At 67.6% G+C, this 13,542-nt stretch carries 9 protein-coding genes; 7 read left to right on the plus strand and 2 right to left on the minus strand.

Going from position 1 to position 13,542, the window contains the following annotated elements; translation table 11 throughout:
* Positions 1 to 60 precede the first annotated feature (60 nt).
* The 3 genes from MKP15_RS06500 (at position 61) to MKP15_RS06510 (ending at position 5,189) form a co-directional block, all read left to right on the plus strand.
* Positions 61 to 954: an Hsp33 family molecular chaperone HslO gene (locus tag MKP15_RS06500; protein ID WP_240212163.1), complete on the plus strand. Its 894-nt coding sequence runs from the start codon at positions 61 to 63 to the stop codon at positions 952 to 954.
* A gap of 119 nt (positions 955 to 1,073) precedes the next feature.
* Positions 1,074 to 1,937 (plus strand): hypothetical protein, encoded by an 864-nt coding sequence (locus MKP15_RS06505; protein WP_240212164.1) that lies wholly within the window; start codon positions 1,074 to 1,076, stop codon positions 1,935 to 1,937.
* A gap of 246 nt (positions 1,938 to 2,183) precedes the next feature.
* Positions 2,184 to 5,189, plus strand: a complete 3,006-nt coding sequence (locus MKP15_RS06510; protein ID WP_240212165.1) for a TonB-dependent receptor — start codon at positions 2,184 to 2,186, stop codon at positions 5,187 to 5,189.
* 135 nt (positions 5,190 to 5,324) lie between these two features.
* Here the strand turns inward: MKP15_RS06510 and MKP15_RS06515 are convergent, their stop codons facing one another.
* Positions 5,325 to 5,927, minus strand: a complete 603-nt coding sequence (locus MKP15_RS06515) for a TetR/AcrR family transcriptional regulator (RefSeq protein WP_104939332.1) — start codon at positions 5,925 to 5,927, stop codon at positions 5,325 to 5,327.
* Positions 5,928 to 6,109: 182 nt separating this feature from the next.
* Here MKP15_RS06515 and MKP15_RS06520 point away from each other — a divergent pair, with 182 nt between their 5' ends.
* The 3 genes from MKP15_RS06520 (at position 6,110) to MKP15_RS06530 (ending at position 10,014) form a co-directional block, all read left to right on the plus strand.
* Positions 6,110 to 7,000, plus strand: coding sequence for an alpha/beta hydrolase (locus tag MKP15_RS06520; RefSeq protein ID WP_240212166.1), 891 nt, complete (start codon positions 6,110 to 6,112; stop codon positions 6,998 to 7,000).
* Positions 6,997 to 9,468, plus strand: coding sequence for an acyl-CoA dehydrogenase (locus MKP15_RS06525; RefSeq protein ID WP_240212167.1), 2,472 nt, complete (start codon positions 6,997 to 6,999; stop codon positions 9,466 to 9,468). The genes MKP15_RS06520 and MKP15_RS06525 overlap by 4 nt, the downstream gene beginning before the upstream one ends.
* 69 nt (positions 9,469 to 9,537) lie before the next feature.
* The gene (locus tag MKP15_RS06530; protein ID WP_240212168.1) at positions 9,538 to 10,014 is read left to right on the plus strand and encodes a hotdog fold domain-containing protein; all 477 of its coding nucleotides are present in this window, start codon (positions 9,538 to 9,540) and stop codon (positions 10,012 to 10,014) included.
* Positions 10,015 to 10,435: 421 nt separating this feature from the next.
* On the opposite strand, the gene MKP15_RS06535 is transcribed toward MKP15_RS06530, so the two are convergent.
* A complete protein-coding gene (locus MKP15_RS06535; RefSeq protein WP_240212169.1) occupies positions 10,436 to 11,737 on the minus strand; it encodes an MFS transporter in 1,302 nt (433 codons plus the stop codon).
* 108 nt (positions 11,738 to 11,845) lie between these two features.
* Between MKP15_RS06535 and MKP15_RS06540 the strand changes: the two genes are divergently transcribed.
* Entirely contained in the window at positions 11,846 to 13,450 is a 1,605-nt protein-coding gene (locus MKP15_RS06540; protein ID WP_240212170.1) for a choline dehydrogenase, read from the plus strand.
* The last annotated feature ends 92 nt before the right edge of the window (positions 13,451 to 13,542 follow it).

Here is a 13,542-nt window from a genome sequence, read left to right on the forward strand (position 1 = left end):
CCATGAATCCCGACATCGGTGCATTATCCGGCACCGGCGTCCCCATACGTGCAGATTCCCATGACCGAAACGTCCGACCTCCTTGTCCGCTTCCTCCTGCCCGAGGCCGGCGTGCGCGGCGTCCATGTCCAGCTCTCCGGCAGCTGGCGCGAAATCCTGTCCCATGGCAGCTACCGCCCTTCGGCCATGCGCCTGCTCGGCGAGGCCTGCGTGGCCTCGGCGCTGTTCACCGGCCACATCAAGATCGACGGGCGCCTGTCGGTGCAGCTGCGCAGCGGCTCGGCGCTGCGCACCCTGTTCGCCGAATGCACCTCGGCCGGCACCCTGCGTGGCATCGCCCAGCTCGAGGACGGCCAGGATGCCCCGCCCGACCTGTCGCAGCTCGGCGACGGCGCGCTGCTGGCCATCACCATCGAGAACCCGGGCCTGGACCCGCGCGAGCCGCAGCGCTACCAGAGCCTGGTGGCGCTGCAGGGCAACAGCCTGGACGAGGCGTTCGAGGACTATTTCCGCCATTCCGAGCAGCTGCCCACGCGCCTGCTGCTGGCCGCCGATGGCCAGCGGGCCGCCGGCCTGCTGCTGCAGAAGCTCCCGGGCGACCAGGGCGACGAGGATGGCTGGGTCCGCGCCGGCGCGCTGTTCGACACCCTGGGACGCGACGAACTGCTGGCAGTCGACGGCCCCGCGCTGCTGCACCGCCTGTTCCACGAAGAGCAGGTCGAGACCCTGGGCGACAAGCCGTTGCGCTTCGGCTGCTCCTGTTCGCGCGAGCGGGTGATCGGCATGCTGCAGTCGCTGGGCGAGGACGAAGCCCGCGCCGCCGCCGCCGACAGCGGCCAGGTCGAAGTACGCTGCGAGTTCTGCGGGCGCGAGTATCACTTCCCTTTGACCGAATTCGGCGTATTGTTTGCAGCCATGCCCACCAGCCAGGCCGCTCCCGAGCGGCTGCAGTAACGGCACCGACGAGCTGCGTTCCGGGGAGGACGGAGTCTTGTTAAGAAAACATAAACAACATACGATCAGAATCTCACGCTCCGGGAACTTCCCGGCCCCTGTCCTGTCTGATTGAGTCGATGAAGACCTTCCTGCGCCTGCCGCTGGCCTTGTTGATCGCCCTTGGGGTGGCAACGGGCGCGCATGCACAGGCCAAGCCGCGAGCCCCCCAGGACAGCACCGTCCTGCCGGTCTGGAACAAGGGCAGCGGCAAGGTCGAGGCGCTGCTGTACCTGGAGCCCACGGGCGAGCAGGTCGCCGGCGCGCGCTGGCACTTCGGCCGCAATTCGCTCGATGCCGCCTTCGGGCTCTCCTCCGGCGACTCGCTCGGCCTGCTGTGCAACAGCAGCCGCGGCAGCAGCATCAGCGGCCTGGCCAGCCATTGCATGCTCGCCAGCCTGGGCGACGACGATGACAGTGTTCCCGGTCGCCACCTGTCGGCGACCACCACCTTCAACCGTCCCGGCGGGCGCGTCGGCCTGAGCGCCGGCACGGGCCGCGACACGCTGCCCGCATGGCTGTCGGGCAATGCCAAGGCACCGGCCGCGCGCGTGGAACAGAACGACCTGACCGTCTTCGGCCAGAAGAACATCGGCAGCGAGGGTTTCGTCTCCATCGGCGGCACCTACGCCAAGGCACGCCTGGTACCACTGAGCGATGCATCGCCCGCGCTCGTCGACCGCTGGGACAGCAAGAGCCTGAGCATCGGCGGGGGCTATGGCCCGTTCAGCGCCAACATCATCGGCCGCGTCGTCGACGCCCCCGGCCGGGCCGGCAAGTGGGAAGGCATCGGTCTGGGCCTGACCTGGCGCACGCCCTGGAGCGGCCAGCTCACCGTCGGCGCCGAGAACGTCATCACCCGCGGCAAGAACCCGTTCTCTCCACGCAATGAGAGCAACGACGAAGGGGCTATTCCCTACGTGCGGTACGAGCAGGATCTCTGAGCTCTCGACCCGTCGAACAGCCTGCGCATTCATCGAAACGCCTCCGCAAGGAGGCGTTTTTGTTGCGCCTGCAACATTCACTTTGCCGAATTTCACCAAACCCACGCAATTCATTAACGAAGCTTTAATTTCAGAAGAGACGGAAGTACTATCGGGTCAGCCGCACGGATTTTGGGACCGAATCTTTCGCCCCGCCGCGCAGGCGCTACCACTTGTAACTACCAAGATCACTTGGAGAGAGAGCCCATGTATTGCAAGTCCAACAAGCTGCGTGACGCAGTGGTGCTGGCCCTGGTCGCAGGCGCCGGCACCACCGGCACTGCCTTCGCCCAGGACACCAGCGGTGCCACCAACCTCGACCGCATTGAAGTCACCGGTTCGCGCATCCGTCAGGTCGACGTCGAAACCGCCCAGCCGGTTCTGACCATTTCCCGCGCGGAAATCGAGAACCAGGGCTTCAGCTCCGTCGCCGACATCCTGCAGAACATCTCCGCAGCCGGCAGCCCCACGTTCAGCCGCGCCTCGCCGCTGACCTCCAACCAGGAAGCCGGCGGCCAGTACATCGACCTGCGCAACCTGGGCGCCCAGCGCACCCTCGTGCTGGTCAATGGCAAGCGCCTGGGCATCAGCCCGGCCGGTTACCAGGACATCTCCTCCATCCCGTCCGTCATCGTCGAGCGCATCGAAGTCCTGAAGGACGGCGCCTCCGCGATCTACGGCTCCGACGCGATGGCCGGCGTGATCAACATCATCACCCGCAAGAACTTCGACGGTGCCGAGGCCAATGTCTACACCGGCCAGTACGGCGAGGGCGATGGCCAGAAGCAGACCTACGACTTCATGGTCGGCTTCTCCGGCGAACGCGGCTCGGTCACCATGGGTGCCGAGTACCACAAGGAAGATCCGGTGTGGGCGCGCGACCGCTGGTACACCGCCGAAGCCGATCCGCGCGCTCCGGGCAGCAACAACACCACCGTCGGCCAGTGGGGCAACTACAACCGCCTCAACAACCAGTTCCTGCGCAACAGCGATGGCAGCCTCAAGCTTGACTCCAAGGGCAATCCGCAGCGCGCGAGTGCGGCCTGGTCGGCTCCGAATCGTGGCAGCAATGCCATCGGCTCGGGCAATTTCCACCCGCAGAATGCCAACGACACCAGCAACTCCATCGACCAGATGCAGCTGCTGACGCCGCTTGAGCGCCGCTCGCTGTTTGTCAACACCAGCTACGACATCACCGACAGCGTCCGCTTCACCAGCGATCTGGCTTACACCAAGCGCCAGTCGAACCGCCAGATTGCCGGCTACCCGCTGCAATCCACCGCGGTGGGTGCACCGATGGCCGGCGCCATCTGGAAGACCAACCCGGATGGCAGCCGCGAGTTCGTGAGCAATGGCAGCTACTTCAACCCGAACGGCAACGCCGATCTCTACCAGCCGGATCTGGTTGGCTATATCGATCCGGCTACCGGCAAGCCGTACACCCAGAGCAACAATATCGACTGGCGTCGTCGTGGCTGGGAAGTCCCGCGCACCACCGATACCACCCAGACCACGTGGCGCTTCACCGCGGCGCTGGAAGGCTCCTTCGAAATCGGCGACCGCTATTTCGACTGGGATGCCGGCTACATGTTCAATGAAGCCGACACGACCATCATCAACAACGGCAATTTCTACATCCCGGCCGTCAGGGCCGCCGTGGGTCCGTCGTTCAAGGATCCGACCACGGGCAAGATCGTCTGCGGTACGCCGGGCAACGTGATCGCCGGCTGCGTGCCGTGGAACCCGTTTGCCGGCTTCGGCACCGGTGCCGTCGCGAATTCGCTGGACGACCCGGCCGTGCGCAACTTCCTGTTCAAGGAAGAGCACGCGGTGGGCAAGATGAAGACGCACGACTACTTCGTCAACCTGGCGGGCTCGATCATCACCCTGCCGGCCGGCGACCTGGGCTTCGCGCTGGGCTACGAGCACCGCAAGGAAGAAGGCGGCTTCACCCCGGATGCCATCGCCCAGTCCGGCGATTCGACCAACCTGGCCTCGGGCCCGACCTACGGCTCGTACAAGGTCGATGAAGGCTACCTGGAACTGAACGTGCCGGTCCTGGCCGACCTGCCGGGTGCCAAGGAACTGACCTTCAACGCAGCTACCCGGTACTCGAAGTTCGATACCTTCGGCAACACCACCAACAACAAGTTCGGCATGAAGTGGCGTCCGATGGACGACCTGCTGGTCCGTGCCACCTATGCCGAAGGCTTCCGTGCCCCGACCATCGGCGACCTGTATGGCGGCGGCTCGCAGACCTTCGCCACCGGCTTCCAGGATCCGTGCGACGTCCTTTACGGCAAGGCCGCCAACTCGCCGCGCTGCCTCAAGGACGTCGGTGCGAACTTCCGCCAGCTGAAGCAGGGCTTCGTGCCGATCACCGGTCCGAACGGCAACCAGACCCCGGTCCCGTTCGTCTCCGGCTCCAACATCAACCTGCAGCCGGAAATGTCCACCTCCAAGACCATCGGCCTGGTCTACAGCCCGAAGTTCGTGCAGGGCCTGACCATGGCGCTGGACTGGTGGAAGGTGCGCATCGACGACACCGTGGTTTCCGATTCGCCGAACGCGATCATGAACGACTGCTACGTCAACCTGATCGAATCGCGCTGCGCCATGTTCAAGCGTGACCCGGCACAGAGCAACATCGTCAGCGAACTGACCTACGGCAGGCGCAATGCGGGTTACTACCTGACCGAAGGTTTCGATTTCGACGCCAACTACGCGCTGGACACCGACTGGGGCCGTTTCAGCGCCAAGTGGGCGACGACCTACGTCAGCAAGTTCGAGATCAAGAGCACCAACGACGCTGGCACCAAGCCCAGCCAGGTCAATGGTTTCGAAGAGTACTTCCGCATCCGTTCCAACCTGAGCCTGGGCTGGAACAAGGGTGACTGGTCTGCCAGCTACGGCATCCGCTACTACTCCAGCACCAAGGAAGACTGCACCCCGGGGTACGGCTGCAGTGATCCGAACTACTTCAGCCCGACCGCGAACAAGATCCTCCCGCAGAACCGCCTGGGCGCCACCACGTTCCACGACGTGCAGGTCTCCTGGCAGGCGCCGTGGAATGCCCGCATCGCCATCGGTGCGAACAACGTGTTCAACCGCGTTGGTCCGATCATGTACAGCCAGGCTGCATCGAACTTCTCGTACTACGGCGGCTTCGATACCGGCCGCTTCCTGTACCTGAAGTACAACCAGAAGTTCTGATCGGTGGATTGATCAGCGTCTGAAGCAACGGCCCCGAAAGGGGCCGTTGTTTTTTCCGAGCCACGCAGAGCGGAGAATGGCGCATGAAAAAAGCCGCGACATGCGCGGCTCTCCATTCCCCGCCGTTGCCTGCCCTCACCCGTTCGGGATCAGCGTCTCGATCACGTGCTCGACGTAGGATTCGAATTCCTCGCGCGCCTGCTTCGGCTGCTGCAGCTGCAGTGACAGCTGCAGAAAGCCCACGTAGGCCGCGTAGGCCAAGCGCGCGCGGTGGCGGGCGTCGGTGGAGCTGAGGCCGGCCTGGCGGAACGAGGCCATCAGGTAGTCCAGGCGTCGCTGCGAAACGCGGTCGATCACCGGACGTACCAGCGGGTTGTCCAGCGCCTTGAGCAGCTCGCTGTAGATCACGTGCGGCGTGACCTCGTGCGCGACCAGCTGGAACAGCGCGCGCAAGCGGGTGCGCGGGTCGGGTACTTCCTCCAGGCTGCCGAACACCTGCTGCTGCTCGACCAGCTCCCAGCGTTCCAGTGCGGCCTGCAGCAGCGCGTCGCGCGAGGGGAAGTGCCAGTAGAAGCTGCCCTTGGTGACGCCAAGGCGGCGGGCCAGCGGCTCCACCGCCACCGCGCCGACCCCCTGCTCCGCGATCAGGTCCAGGGCGGCCTGGGCCCAGTCGTCCGCACTGAGGCGGCTGTTGCGTGTACCGCGGGGTTCCGCCGGGGAAGCTGAAGATTCGTTCATCCGCTGATTTAACCATACGCAGGGGACTGGATGCAGTATGCGCCGCGCCGGCGGGCGGCGCGACCAGGCGACGAGACCGCCAAAGCCATGTGGCGCAGGGCGTTCCGATCCATACCCATCAGTATTGACAGGCATCCGGGCGAATCCATACTATCAGGTACGGTTTTCTCCCTGTGAGCCCCATGCACGCGCAAGACACCCGCCTGGAAGGTGCCCACGGCATCGGACTGGCCGCCACGAAAGCCCCTGGAAACAAGCCGCCGATCCTGTTCGCGCACGGCTTCGGCCAGACCCGCGGCGCGTGGACCACGACTGCCGCGGCGCTGCATGCCGCCGGCCACGCCACGCTGGCCTACGATGCGCGTGGCCATGGCGGTTCCGATTGGAATCCGGCCGGGCTGCCATATCACGGCGAGCAGTTCACCGACGACCTGATCGTGGTCGCCGGCGAACTGCCGCGGCCACCGGTGCTGGTCGCCGCGTCGATGGGCGGGCTGTTCGGGCTGATGGCCGAGGCGCGCTGGCCGGGGCTGTTCGCGGCGATGGTGCTGGTGGACATCACTCCGCGCTGGGAAACCCGCGGGGTCGAGCGCATCCTCGCCTTCATGAGCGCGCACCCGGATGGCTTCGCCTCGCTGGAAGCGGCCGCCAACAGCATCGCCGCCTATATGCCGCACCGCCCGCGCAAGAGCGACGATGCCCTGCGTGGCTTGCTGCGCCCCACCGGCAGCGGCCGTTGGAGCTGGCACTGGGATCCGCGGCTGGTGGAGGAACTGGCGCGCGACAGCGAACAGCACCAGGATGCCATCGCCGAAGCCGCGCGCCGCGTCGAATGCCCGGTGCTGCTGGTCAGCGGTGGCCGCAGCGACCTGGTCACCCCGCAGACGGTGGCCGAATTCCTGGCGCTGGTGCCGCACGCGCAACACGTGCATCTGGCCGACGCCACGCATATGGTGGCAGGCGATGACAACGACGCGTTTACCGCCGCCGTGTTGAACTACCTGGACGCACTGCCCCCGGCTTCCGCCGCCGCGTCCGCCCGAACCGAGCACGTTACCGGAGCAAGTCAATGAGTACTGTCGTTCCTTTCCTGGCGCTGCTGCTGGCAGCCGCCTTCGTCGCCTATCACCGCATGCGGCTGGTCACCTGGACGGTGATCGGCGCCGTACTGCTGGGCATCTGCTGGTTCGCGGGCATCAACCCGACTGCGGTCATCGTCGCCGCGGCGATCCTGGTCGTGGTCAGCGCGCTGGTGCTGCTGCCGTTCCTGCGCAAGCCGCTGATCACCTCGCCGTTCATGGGGGTGTTCCGCAAGGTGCTGCCGCCGCTGTCCAAGACCGAGCGCATCGCGCTGGAGACCGGCTCGGTCGGTTTCGAGGGCGAGCTGTTCACTGGCGATCCGGACTGGCAGAAGCTGCTGGACTATCCCAAGCCGCAGCTCACCGCCGAAGAGCAGGCATTCCTGGACGGCCCGGTCGAAGAACTGTGCCGGATGGTCAACGACTGGGAAATCACCCATGTCCACGCCGACCTGCCGCCGGAACTGTGGGATTTCATCAAGAAGAACAGGTTCTTCGGCATGATCATCCCCAAGCAGTACGGCGGCCTGGGCTTCTCCGCGCTGGCCCACCACAAGGTGATCCAGAAGCTGGCGTCGATCTCCAGCGTGGTCAGTTCCACCGTCGGCGTGCCCAACTCGCTGGGCCCGGGTGAACTGCTCAACCATTACGGCACCCAGGAACAGAAGGACTACTACCTGCCGCGCCTGGCGGCGGGCATCGAGGTGCCCTGCTTCGGCCTGACCGGCCCGTTCGCCGGCTCGGATGCCACCTCCATCCCCGATTTCGGCATCGTCTGCAGGGGCACCTGGAACGGCGAGGAAGTCCTCGGCCTGAAGCTGACCTTCGACAAGCGCTACATCACCCTGGCGCCGGTGGCCACGCTGATCGGCCTGGCGTTCCGCATGTACGACCCCGACGGCCTGCTCGGCGACACCAAGGACATCGGCATCACCCTGGCGCTGCTGCCGCGCGAAACCCCGGGCGTGGAAGTCGGCCGCCGCCACTTCCCGCTGAACTCGCCGTTCCAGAACGGCCCGATTCGCGGCAAGGACGTGTTCATCCCGCTCAGCCAGATCATCGGCGGCCCGGACAAGCGCGGCCTGGGCTGGAACATGCTCAACGAGTGCCTGGCCGTCGGCCGCTCCATCACCCTGCCATCCACCGCCTCGGGCGGTGCCAAGGCCGGCGCGGTCATCACCGGCGCGTACGCCCGCATCCGCAAGCAGTTCGGCCTGTCGGTCGGCCGCTTCGAGGGCGTGGAGGAAGCGCTGGCCCGCATCGGCGGCAAGGCGTACAAGATCAGCGCGCTGTCGCAGGCCACGGCGGCGGCGGTGGACCGCGGCGACGTGCCGTCGGTGCCGTCGGCCATCGCCAAGTACCACTGCACCAACATGAGCCGCGAGTGCATCAGCGACATGATGGACGTCATCGGCGGCAAGGGCATCATCCTCGGCCCACGCAATTTCGCCGGCCGCAGCTGGCAGGCCGCGCCCATCGCGATCACCGTGGAAGGCGCCAACATCATGACCCGCAGCCTGCTGATCTTCGGCCAGGGCGCGATCCTGTGCCATCCGTGGGTGCTCAAGGAAATGAAGGCCGCCCAGGACGAGGACCGCAAGGCCGGCCTGCGCGAGTTCGACCAGGCGCTGTTCGGCCATGTGCGCTTCGGCATCTCCAACGCGGTGCGTTCGTTCTGGTTCGGGCTGACCGGCGCGCGCTTCGGTGCCGCCCCGGGCGACGCCTACACCCGCCGCTACTTCCGCAAGCTGGACCGCTACTCCGCCAACCTGGCGCTGATGGCCGACATCTCGATGATGACCCTGGGCGGCAAGCTCAAGTTCAAGGAATCGCTGTCCGGCCGCCTGGGCGACGTGCTCAGCCACATCTACATGACCAGCGCGATGCTCAAGCGCTACCACGACGAAGGCGCGCCGACGGCCGACCAGCCGCTGCTGGCGTGGGCGTTCCATGACAGCGTGCACCGTATCGAGGAGGCACTGTCGGCGGCGCTGCGCAACTTCCCGATCCGCCCGATCGGCTGGCTGATGTGGGCGCTGATCTTCCCGTTCGGCCGCCGCGCCGAAGCTCCCGGCGATCGCCTGAGCCGGCGCGTGGCCGCCACCCTGATGTCGCCCAACGAAGCCCGCGACCGGCTGGCCAAGGGCGTGTTCCTGACCCCGTGCGAGAACAACCCCGGTGGCCGCATCGCCAGCTACCTGACCAAGGCGGTGATGGCCGAGCCGGTGGAGCGCAAGTTCCTCAAGGCGCTCAAGACCAAGGGCATCGAGGCGTTGACCTTCCCCGCGCAGCTGGACGAGGCGGTCGCCGAAGGGGTCATCACCCAGGACGAGCGCACCCTGCTGGAGGAACTGCGCGCGATCACCCTGGATACCATCACCGTGGACGACTTCGATCCGCATGAGCTGCGTGCCGCGTCGTATTACGACCACCACGGCCGGCAGCCGCAGCAGGTGGCCTGAACCGGGCCATCCGACGCAACCGGAAGACGGCGGGCACCTGCCCGCCGTTTCCCTGTCCAGGAGGCGACGATGAGCCCCCCATTGCTGACGCTGTACCGGCGCCTGTCGCGCTGGCCAGGCGGGCGCTGGCTGTTCACCCGCGCGGTGTGCTTCAAGGCGCCGTATTTCGCCAGCATTTCCCCGCGCATCACCCTGCTCGCGGACGGCCGCTGCGAAGGCACCCTGGCCGACCGCCGCAAAGTGCGCAACCACATCGGCACCGTGCATGCGATCGCGCTGTGCAACCTGGCCGAGCTGACCGCCGGCCTGATGACCGATGCCTCGCTGCCGGCCGACATGCGCTGGATTCCCAGGGGCATGGAGGTGCGCTACCTGGCCAAGGCGCGCGGCCCCCTCAAGGCCGTAGCGGTGCCGGAACGCCCCATCGCCAGCGCCCCCGCCGGTTACGAACTGCCGGTGCGGGTCGGCATCAGCGATGCGGCGGGCACCGAGGTGTTCACCGCCCGCATTGCGATGTGGGTGTCGCCGCGCCGCGCAAACGGCTAGGCCACGGACACCACCGAAGGGGCGGTGCGCCCGGACGGCGTGCACGGCCTGCGCTCCGCGGCCTCCGACCTGGCCTGGTGGAAGCGGTTCGCCCGGAAACGCGAGCTCACCCGCAACGGCCTGGCCAAGCGCACGGTCATGCAGATCCCCGACCCGCGTCGGGGCCACGTCTTCGCCGGTATGCGCGCTGGCACTGGTCTTCGGCCGCGGACCGCACGCCATGCCGCTTGGACCGGCGCTGCAGGGACTTGTGGCGCTGTTCTGGACATGGCGCATGCTGGAGCGGTCGGCATTGCGGCACCTGCATGGCTGGTACGCGCAGCTGCTGAGCCTGGTGTCCACGCTGGACGCGGCGCTGCATGCCGCGCCGCTGGCGCTGGCCTGGGACGCGCCGTGGACCGGCGCGCGCCCGGCAAAGCCATCAGCGGGCGGGCGGCGCCTCCGGCGCCGGCACGCCCTCGGGGCGACGCGACAGCCGCCAGCCGATGCCTGCCGCGATCACGGCCGCGGCCGCGCTGACGCCGGCGAAGCCGGCAGTGCCCATGCCCAGCACGCGCAACCAGTTCATGCCCAGCGCGATGGACATGTCGCCGAACCGCCATACCGCCGTGTCCACTGCATTCTGGCCCTTGTAGCGCACGCTGCGCGGCACCCGGGTGTACAGGCTGTGCCGCGCCGGCTCGGCCATGCCGTAGGCCAGGCCGCGACTGACGATCAGTGCGATCGCCACCGCCGGCATGCCCATCAGCAGCGGCGCGTGCGGGTCGCGCGCGAACAGCACCAGCGACAGCGCGCCGACGCTGACCAGCGCCCAGATCATGATGACGATGCCCGGCCCCTTGCGCGGCAGCAGCCAGCGGGTGAGGGTGAGCTGGGTGATGGCGGTCAGCACGTTGCCGGCCAGGTCGATGTTGGCGGCAAAGCGGGTGCGCGCCACCGCGTCGGCGAACGTGGCCCCGGAGTAGTCGGTCACCAGCGCATAGTTCACCGTGCCGATGCCGTCGGCCAGCAGCAGCAGGATCGACATGTTGCGGATGAACGGATCGGCGAACACCTGCTTGAGGCCGTCGAACATGCCACCGCCGACCGCGGCCTCGTGGCCGGGTTCGTGGCGGCGCGCGCCATGCCGCCGCGCCCAGCGCCCCAGGGCCACGACGCACCCCAGCGCCAGGCACAGTAGTGCCGCCGAGACCACCAGCAGCGGCGCCACGCCGATCACGCCCACCAGCGAACGGGTCAGCATCGGCCCGGCGACCGCGCCCACCGTGCCGGCCACAGCGATGACCGGGAACAACCGCCGCGCCTGCGCGCTGTCCCAGATGTCGGACATGAAGCTCCAGAACACCGACACCACGAACAGGTTGAACACGCTCACCCAGACGAAGAACGTCACCCCCAGCGTCTTCGGCCCGAGCAGCTCCGGCCACGCGAACAGCGGCACGAACCCGAGCAGGCAGGCGATGAAGAACACCTGCACCACCGGCATCACCACCCGCCGCGGCCAGCGCGTCACCAGCGCGGCGAACAGCGGCGACAGCAGCAGGGTGCCGATGAAGGTGGCGCCGTAGAACCAGGGCAGCTGGGTCGAGCCGACCGCGGCGGCCAGCTGCTCGCGCAGCGGACGGATCACGTAGTACGCGGCCAGCACGCAAAAGAAATAGGCGAAGGACAGCGCAACCGCCAGCCGCTCCCCCGCATGTACCCTGCCCTGACCGGACCGCATCGGCCTGCACCTGTCGCCACAAAGCGCGCACGGTATCCGATGCACTGCAACATCGCCAGTGCGGGCGTTCTTCCCGGCTATGCTGGCGATACGCCAGGGGGAAGCGCGATGCGGGAATTCGACTACATCATCATCGGTGCCGGTTCGGCCGGCTGCGTGCTGGCCAACCGGCTCAGTGCCGATCCGCAGCTGCAGGTACTGCTGGTCGAGGCCGGCCCGCGCGACCGCCACCCGTTCATCCACATGCCCGCCGGGCTGGCCCGGCTGGTCGACAACCGCCGCCTCAACTGGAGCTACCACACCGAACCGGAGCCGCAGCTGCAGGGACGGCGGCTGTGGTGGCCGCGGGGCAAGGTGCTGGGTGGGTCGAGCTCGATCAACGCGATGTGCTACGTGCGCGGCGTCGCCGGCGACTACGACCGCTGGGCCGCGGCCGGTGCCAGCGGCTGGGACTGGGCCGGCGTGCTGCCGTGGTTCCGCCAGGCCGAATGCAACAGCCGTGGTAGCGACGCGCTGCACGGCCACGCCGGCCCGTTGCATGTTTCCGACCTGCGCCACGTCAATCCGCTCAGCCATGCCTTCGTCGACGCCGGCGTGCAGGCCGGCCATCCGTACAATGCTGACTTCAACGGGCCCACCCAGGTCGGCGTGGGCCTGTACCAGGTGACGCAGAAGCAAGGCGCGCGCTGCTCGTCGGCCGCCGCCTATCTGGCGCCGGTACGCCAGCGCCGCAACCTGCACGTGCTCACCGGCGCACAGGTCGAGCGCATCCAGGTCGACGCCGGCCGCGCGCACGGCATCGTGCTGCGCAAGGGCCGGCAGCGGCAGCACCTGCACGCACGGCGCGAGGTGCTGCTCAGCGCCGGCGCGGTCAACTCGCCGCAGCTGCTGATGCTCTCCGGCATCGGCCCGGCCGATGCCCTGCGCGCCCACGGCATCACGGTGCGGCTCGACCAGCCGCAGGTGGGTGCCAACCTGCAGGACCATCTGGATATCTGCACCCTGTACCGCACCGTTCCCGGTGTCAGCTACGACCGCGCCAGCGAGCTGAAGATCGCGTTCGACTGGTTCCTGCGCGGCCACCGCGGCGCCGGCAGCAGCAACATCGCCGAAGCCGGCGGCTTCGTGCGCTCGCGCTTCGCCGCCGACGAGCGTGCCGACATCCAGTTCCATTTCGTGCCGGCGATGCTCGACGACCATGGCCGCCACCGCCTGCCCGGCGATGGCTACACCCTGCACGCCTGCTACCTGCACCCGCGCAGCCGCGGCCGCATCGCGCTGGCCGGCGCGGACCCGTCGCTTGCGCCACGGATCCATGCCAACTACCTGGGCGACGACGACGGCTTCGACCTGAAGATGATGATCGAGGCCGCACGCCTGAGCCGCGACCTGCTGCGCCAGCGCGCGTTCGACCGCTGGCGGCGCGCGCCGATCTTCCCCGCCCGCGAGGACCTGGACGACGCCGGCCTGGAGGCGTTCATCCGCGCCAAGGCCGAGACCATCTACCACCCGGTCGGCACCTGCCGCATGGGCAGCGACGACGCGGCGGTGCTCGACCCGCAACTGCGGCTGCGCGGCGTGGACGGACTGCGCGTGATCGACGCCTCGGCGATGCCCACGCTGGTCAGCGGCAACACCAACGCGCCGGTGATCATGATGGCCGAGCGTGTGGCGGCGTTGATCCTCGATCCGCAGGCCGCCGCGCCGCGCTGAGCGGTGGTCGGGCTGCAAAACCGAGCAATATCAAGATGATGCCTATTCATCTTCTCCCCGTTTGTGCAATCCAGAAAAGCGGCGCTAGAATC

Source organism: Stenotrophomonas sp. Y6, from assembly GCF_022436665.1.
In the GTDB taxonomy this organism is placed as follows: Bacteria; Pseudomonadota; Gammaproteobacteria; order Xanthomonadales; family Xanthomonadaceae; genus Stenotrophomonas; species Stenotrophomonas acidaminiphila_A.

What these genes read in the sequence shown, in the direction of transcription:
- MKP15_RS06530 (WP_240212168.1), top strand. Translation starts at nt 9,538, where the DNA reads ATGAGCCCCCCATTGCTGACGCTGTACCGGCGCCTGTCGCGCTGGCCA.
- MKP15_RS06520 (WP_240212166.1), top strand. Translation starts at nt 6,110, where the DNA reads ATGCACGCGCAAGACACCCGCCTGGAAGGTGCCCACGGCATCGGACTG.
- MKP15_RS06510 (WP_240212165.1), top strand. Translation starts at nt 2,184, where the DNA reads ATGTATTGCAAGTCCAACAAGCTGCGTGACGCAGTGGTGCTGGCCCTG.
- MKP15_RS06525 (WP_240212167.1), top strand. Translation starts at nt 6,997, where the DNA reads ATGAGTACTGTCGTTCCTTTCCTGGCGCTGCTGCTGGCAGCCGCCTTC.
- MKP15_RS06535 (WP_240212169.1), bottom strand. Translation starts at nt 11,737, where the DNA reads ATGCGGTCCGGTCAGGGCAGGGTACATGCGGGGGAGCGGCTGGCGGTT.
- MKP15_RS06540 (WP_240212170.1), top strand. Translation starts at nt 11,846, where the DNA reads ATGCGGGAATTCGACTACATCATCATCGGTGCCGGTTCGGCCGGCTGC.
- MKP15_RS06500 (WP_240212163.1), top strand. Translation starts at nt 61, where the DNA reads ATGACCGAAACGTCCGACCTCCTTGTCCGCTTCCTCCTGCCCGAGGCC.
- MKP15_RS06505 (WP_240212164.1), top strand. Translation starts at nt 1,074, where the DNA reads ATGAAGACCTTCCTGCGCCTGCCGCTGGCCTTGTTGATCGCCCTTGGG.
- MKP15_RS06515 (WP_104939332.1), bottom strand. Translation starts at nt 5,927, where the DNA reads ATGAACGAATCTTCAGCTTCCCCGGCGGAACCCCGCGGTACACGCAAC.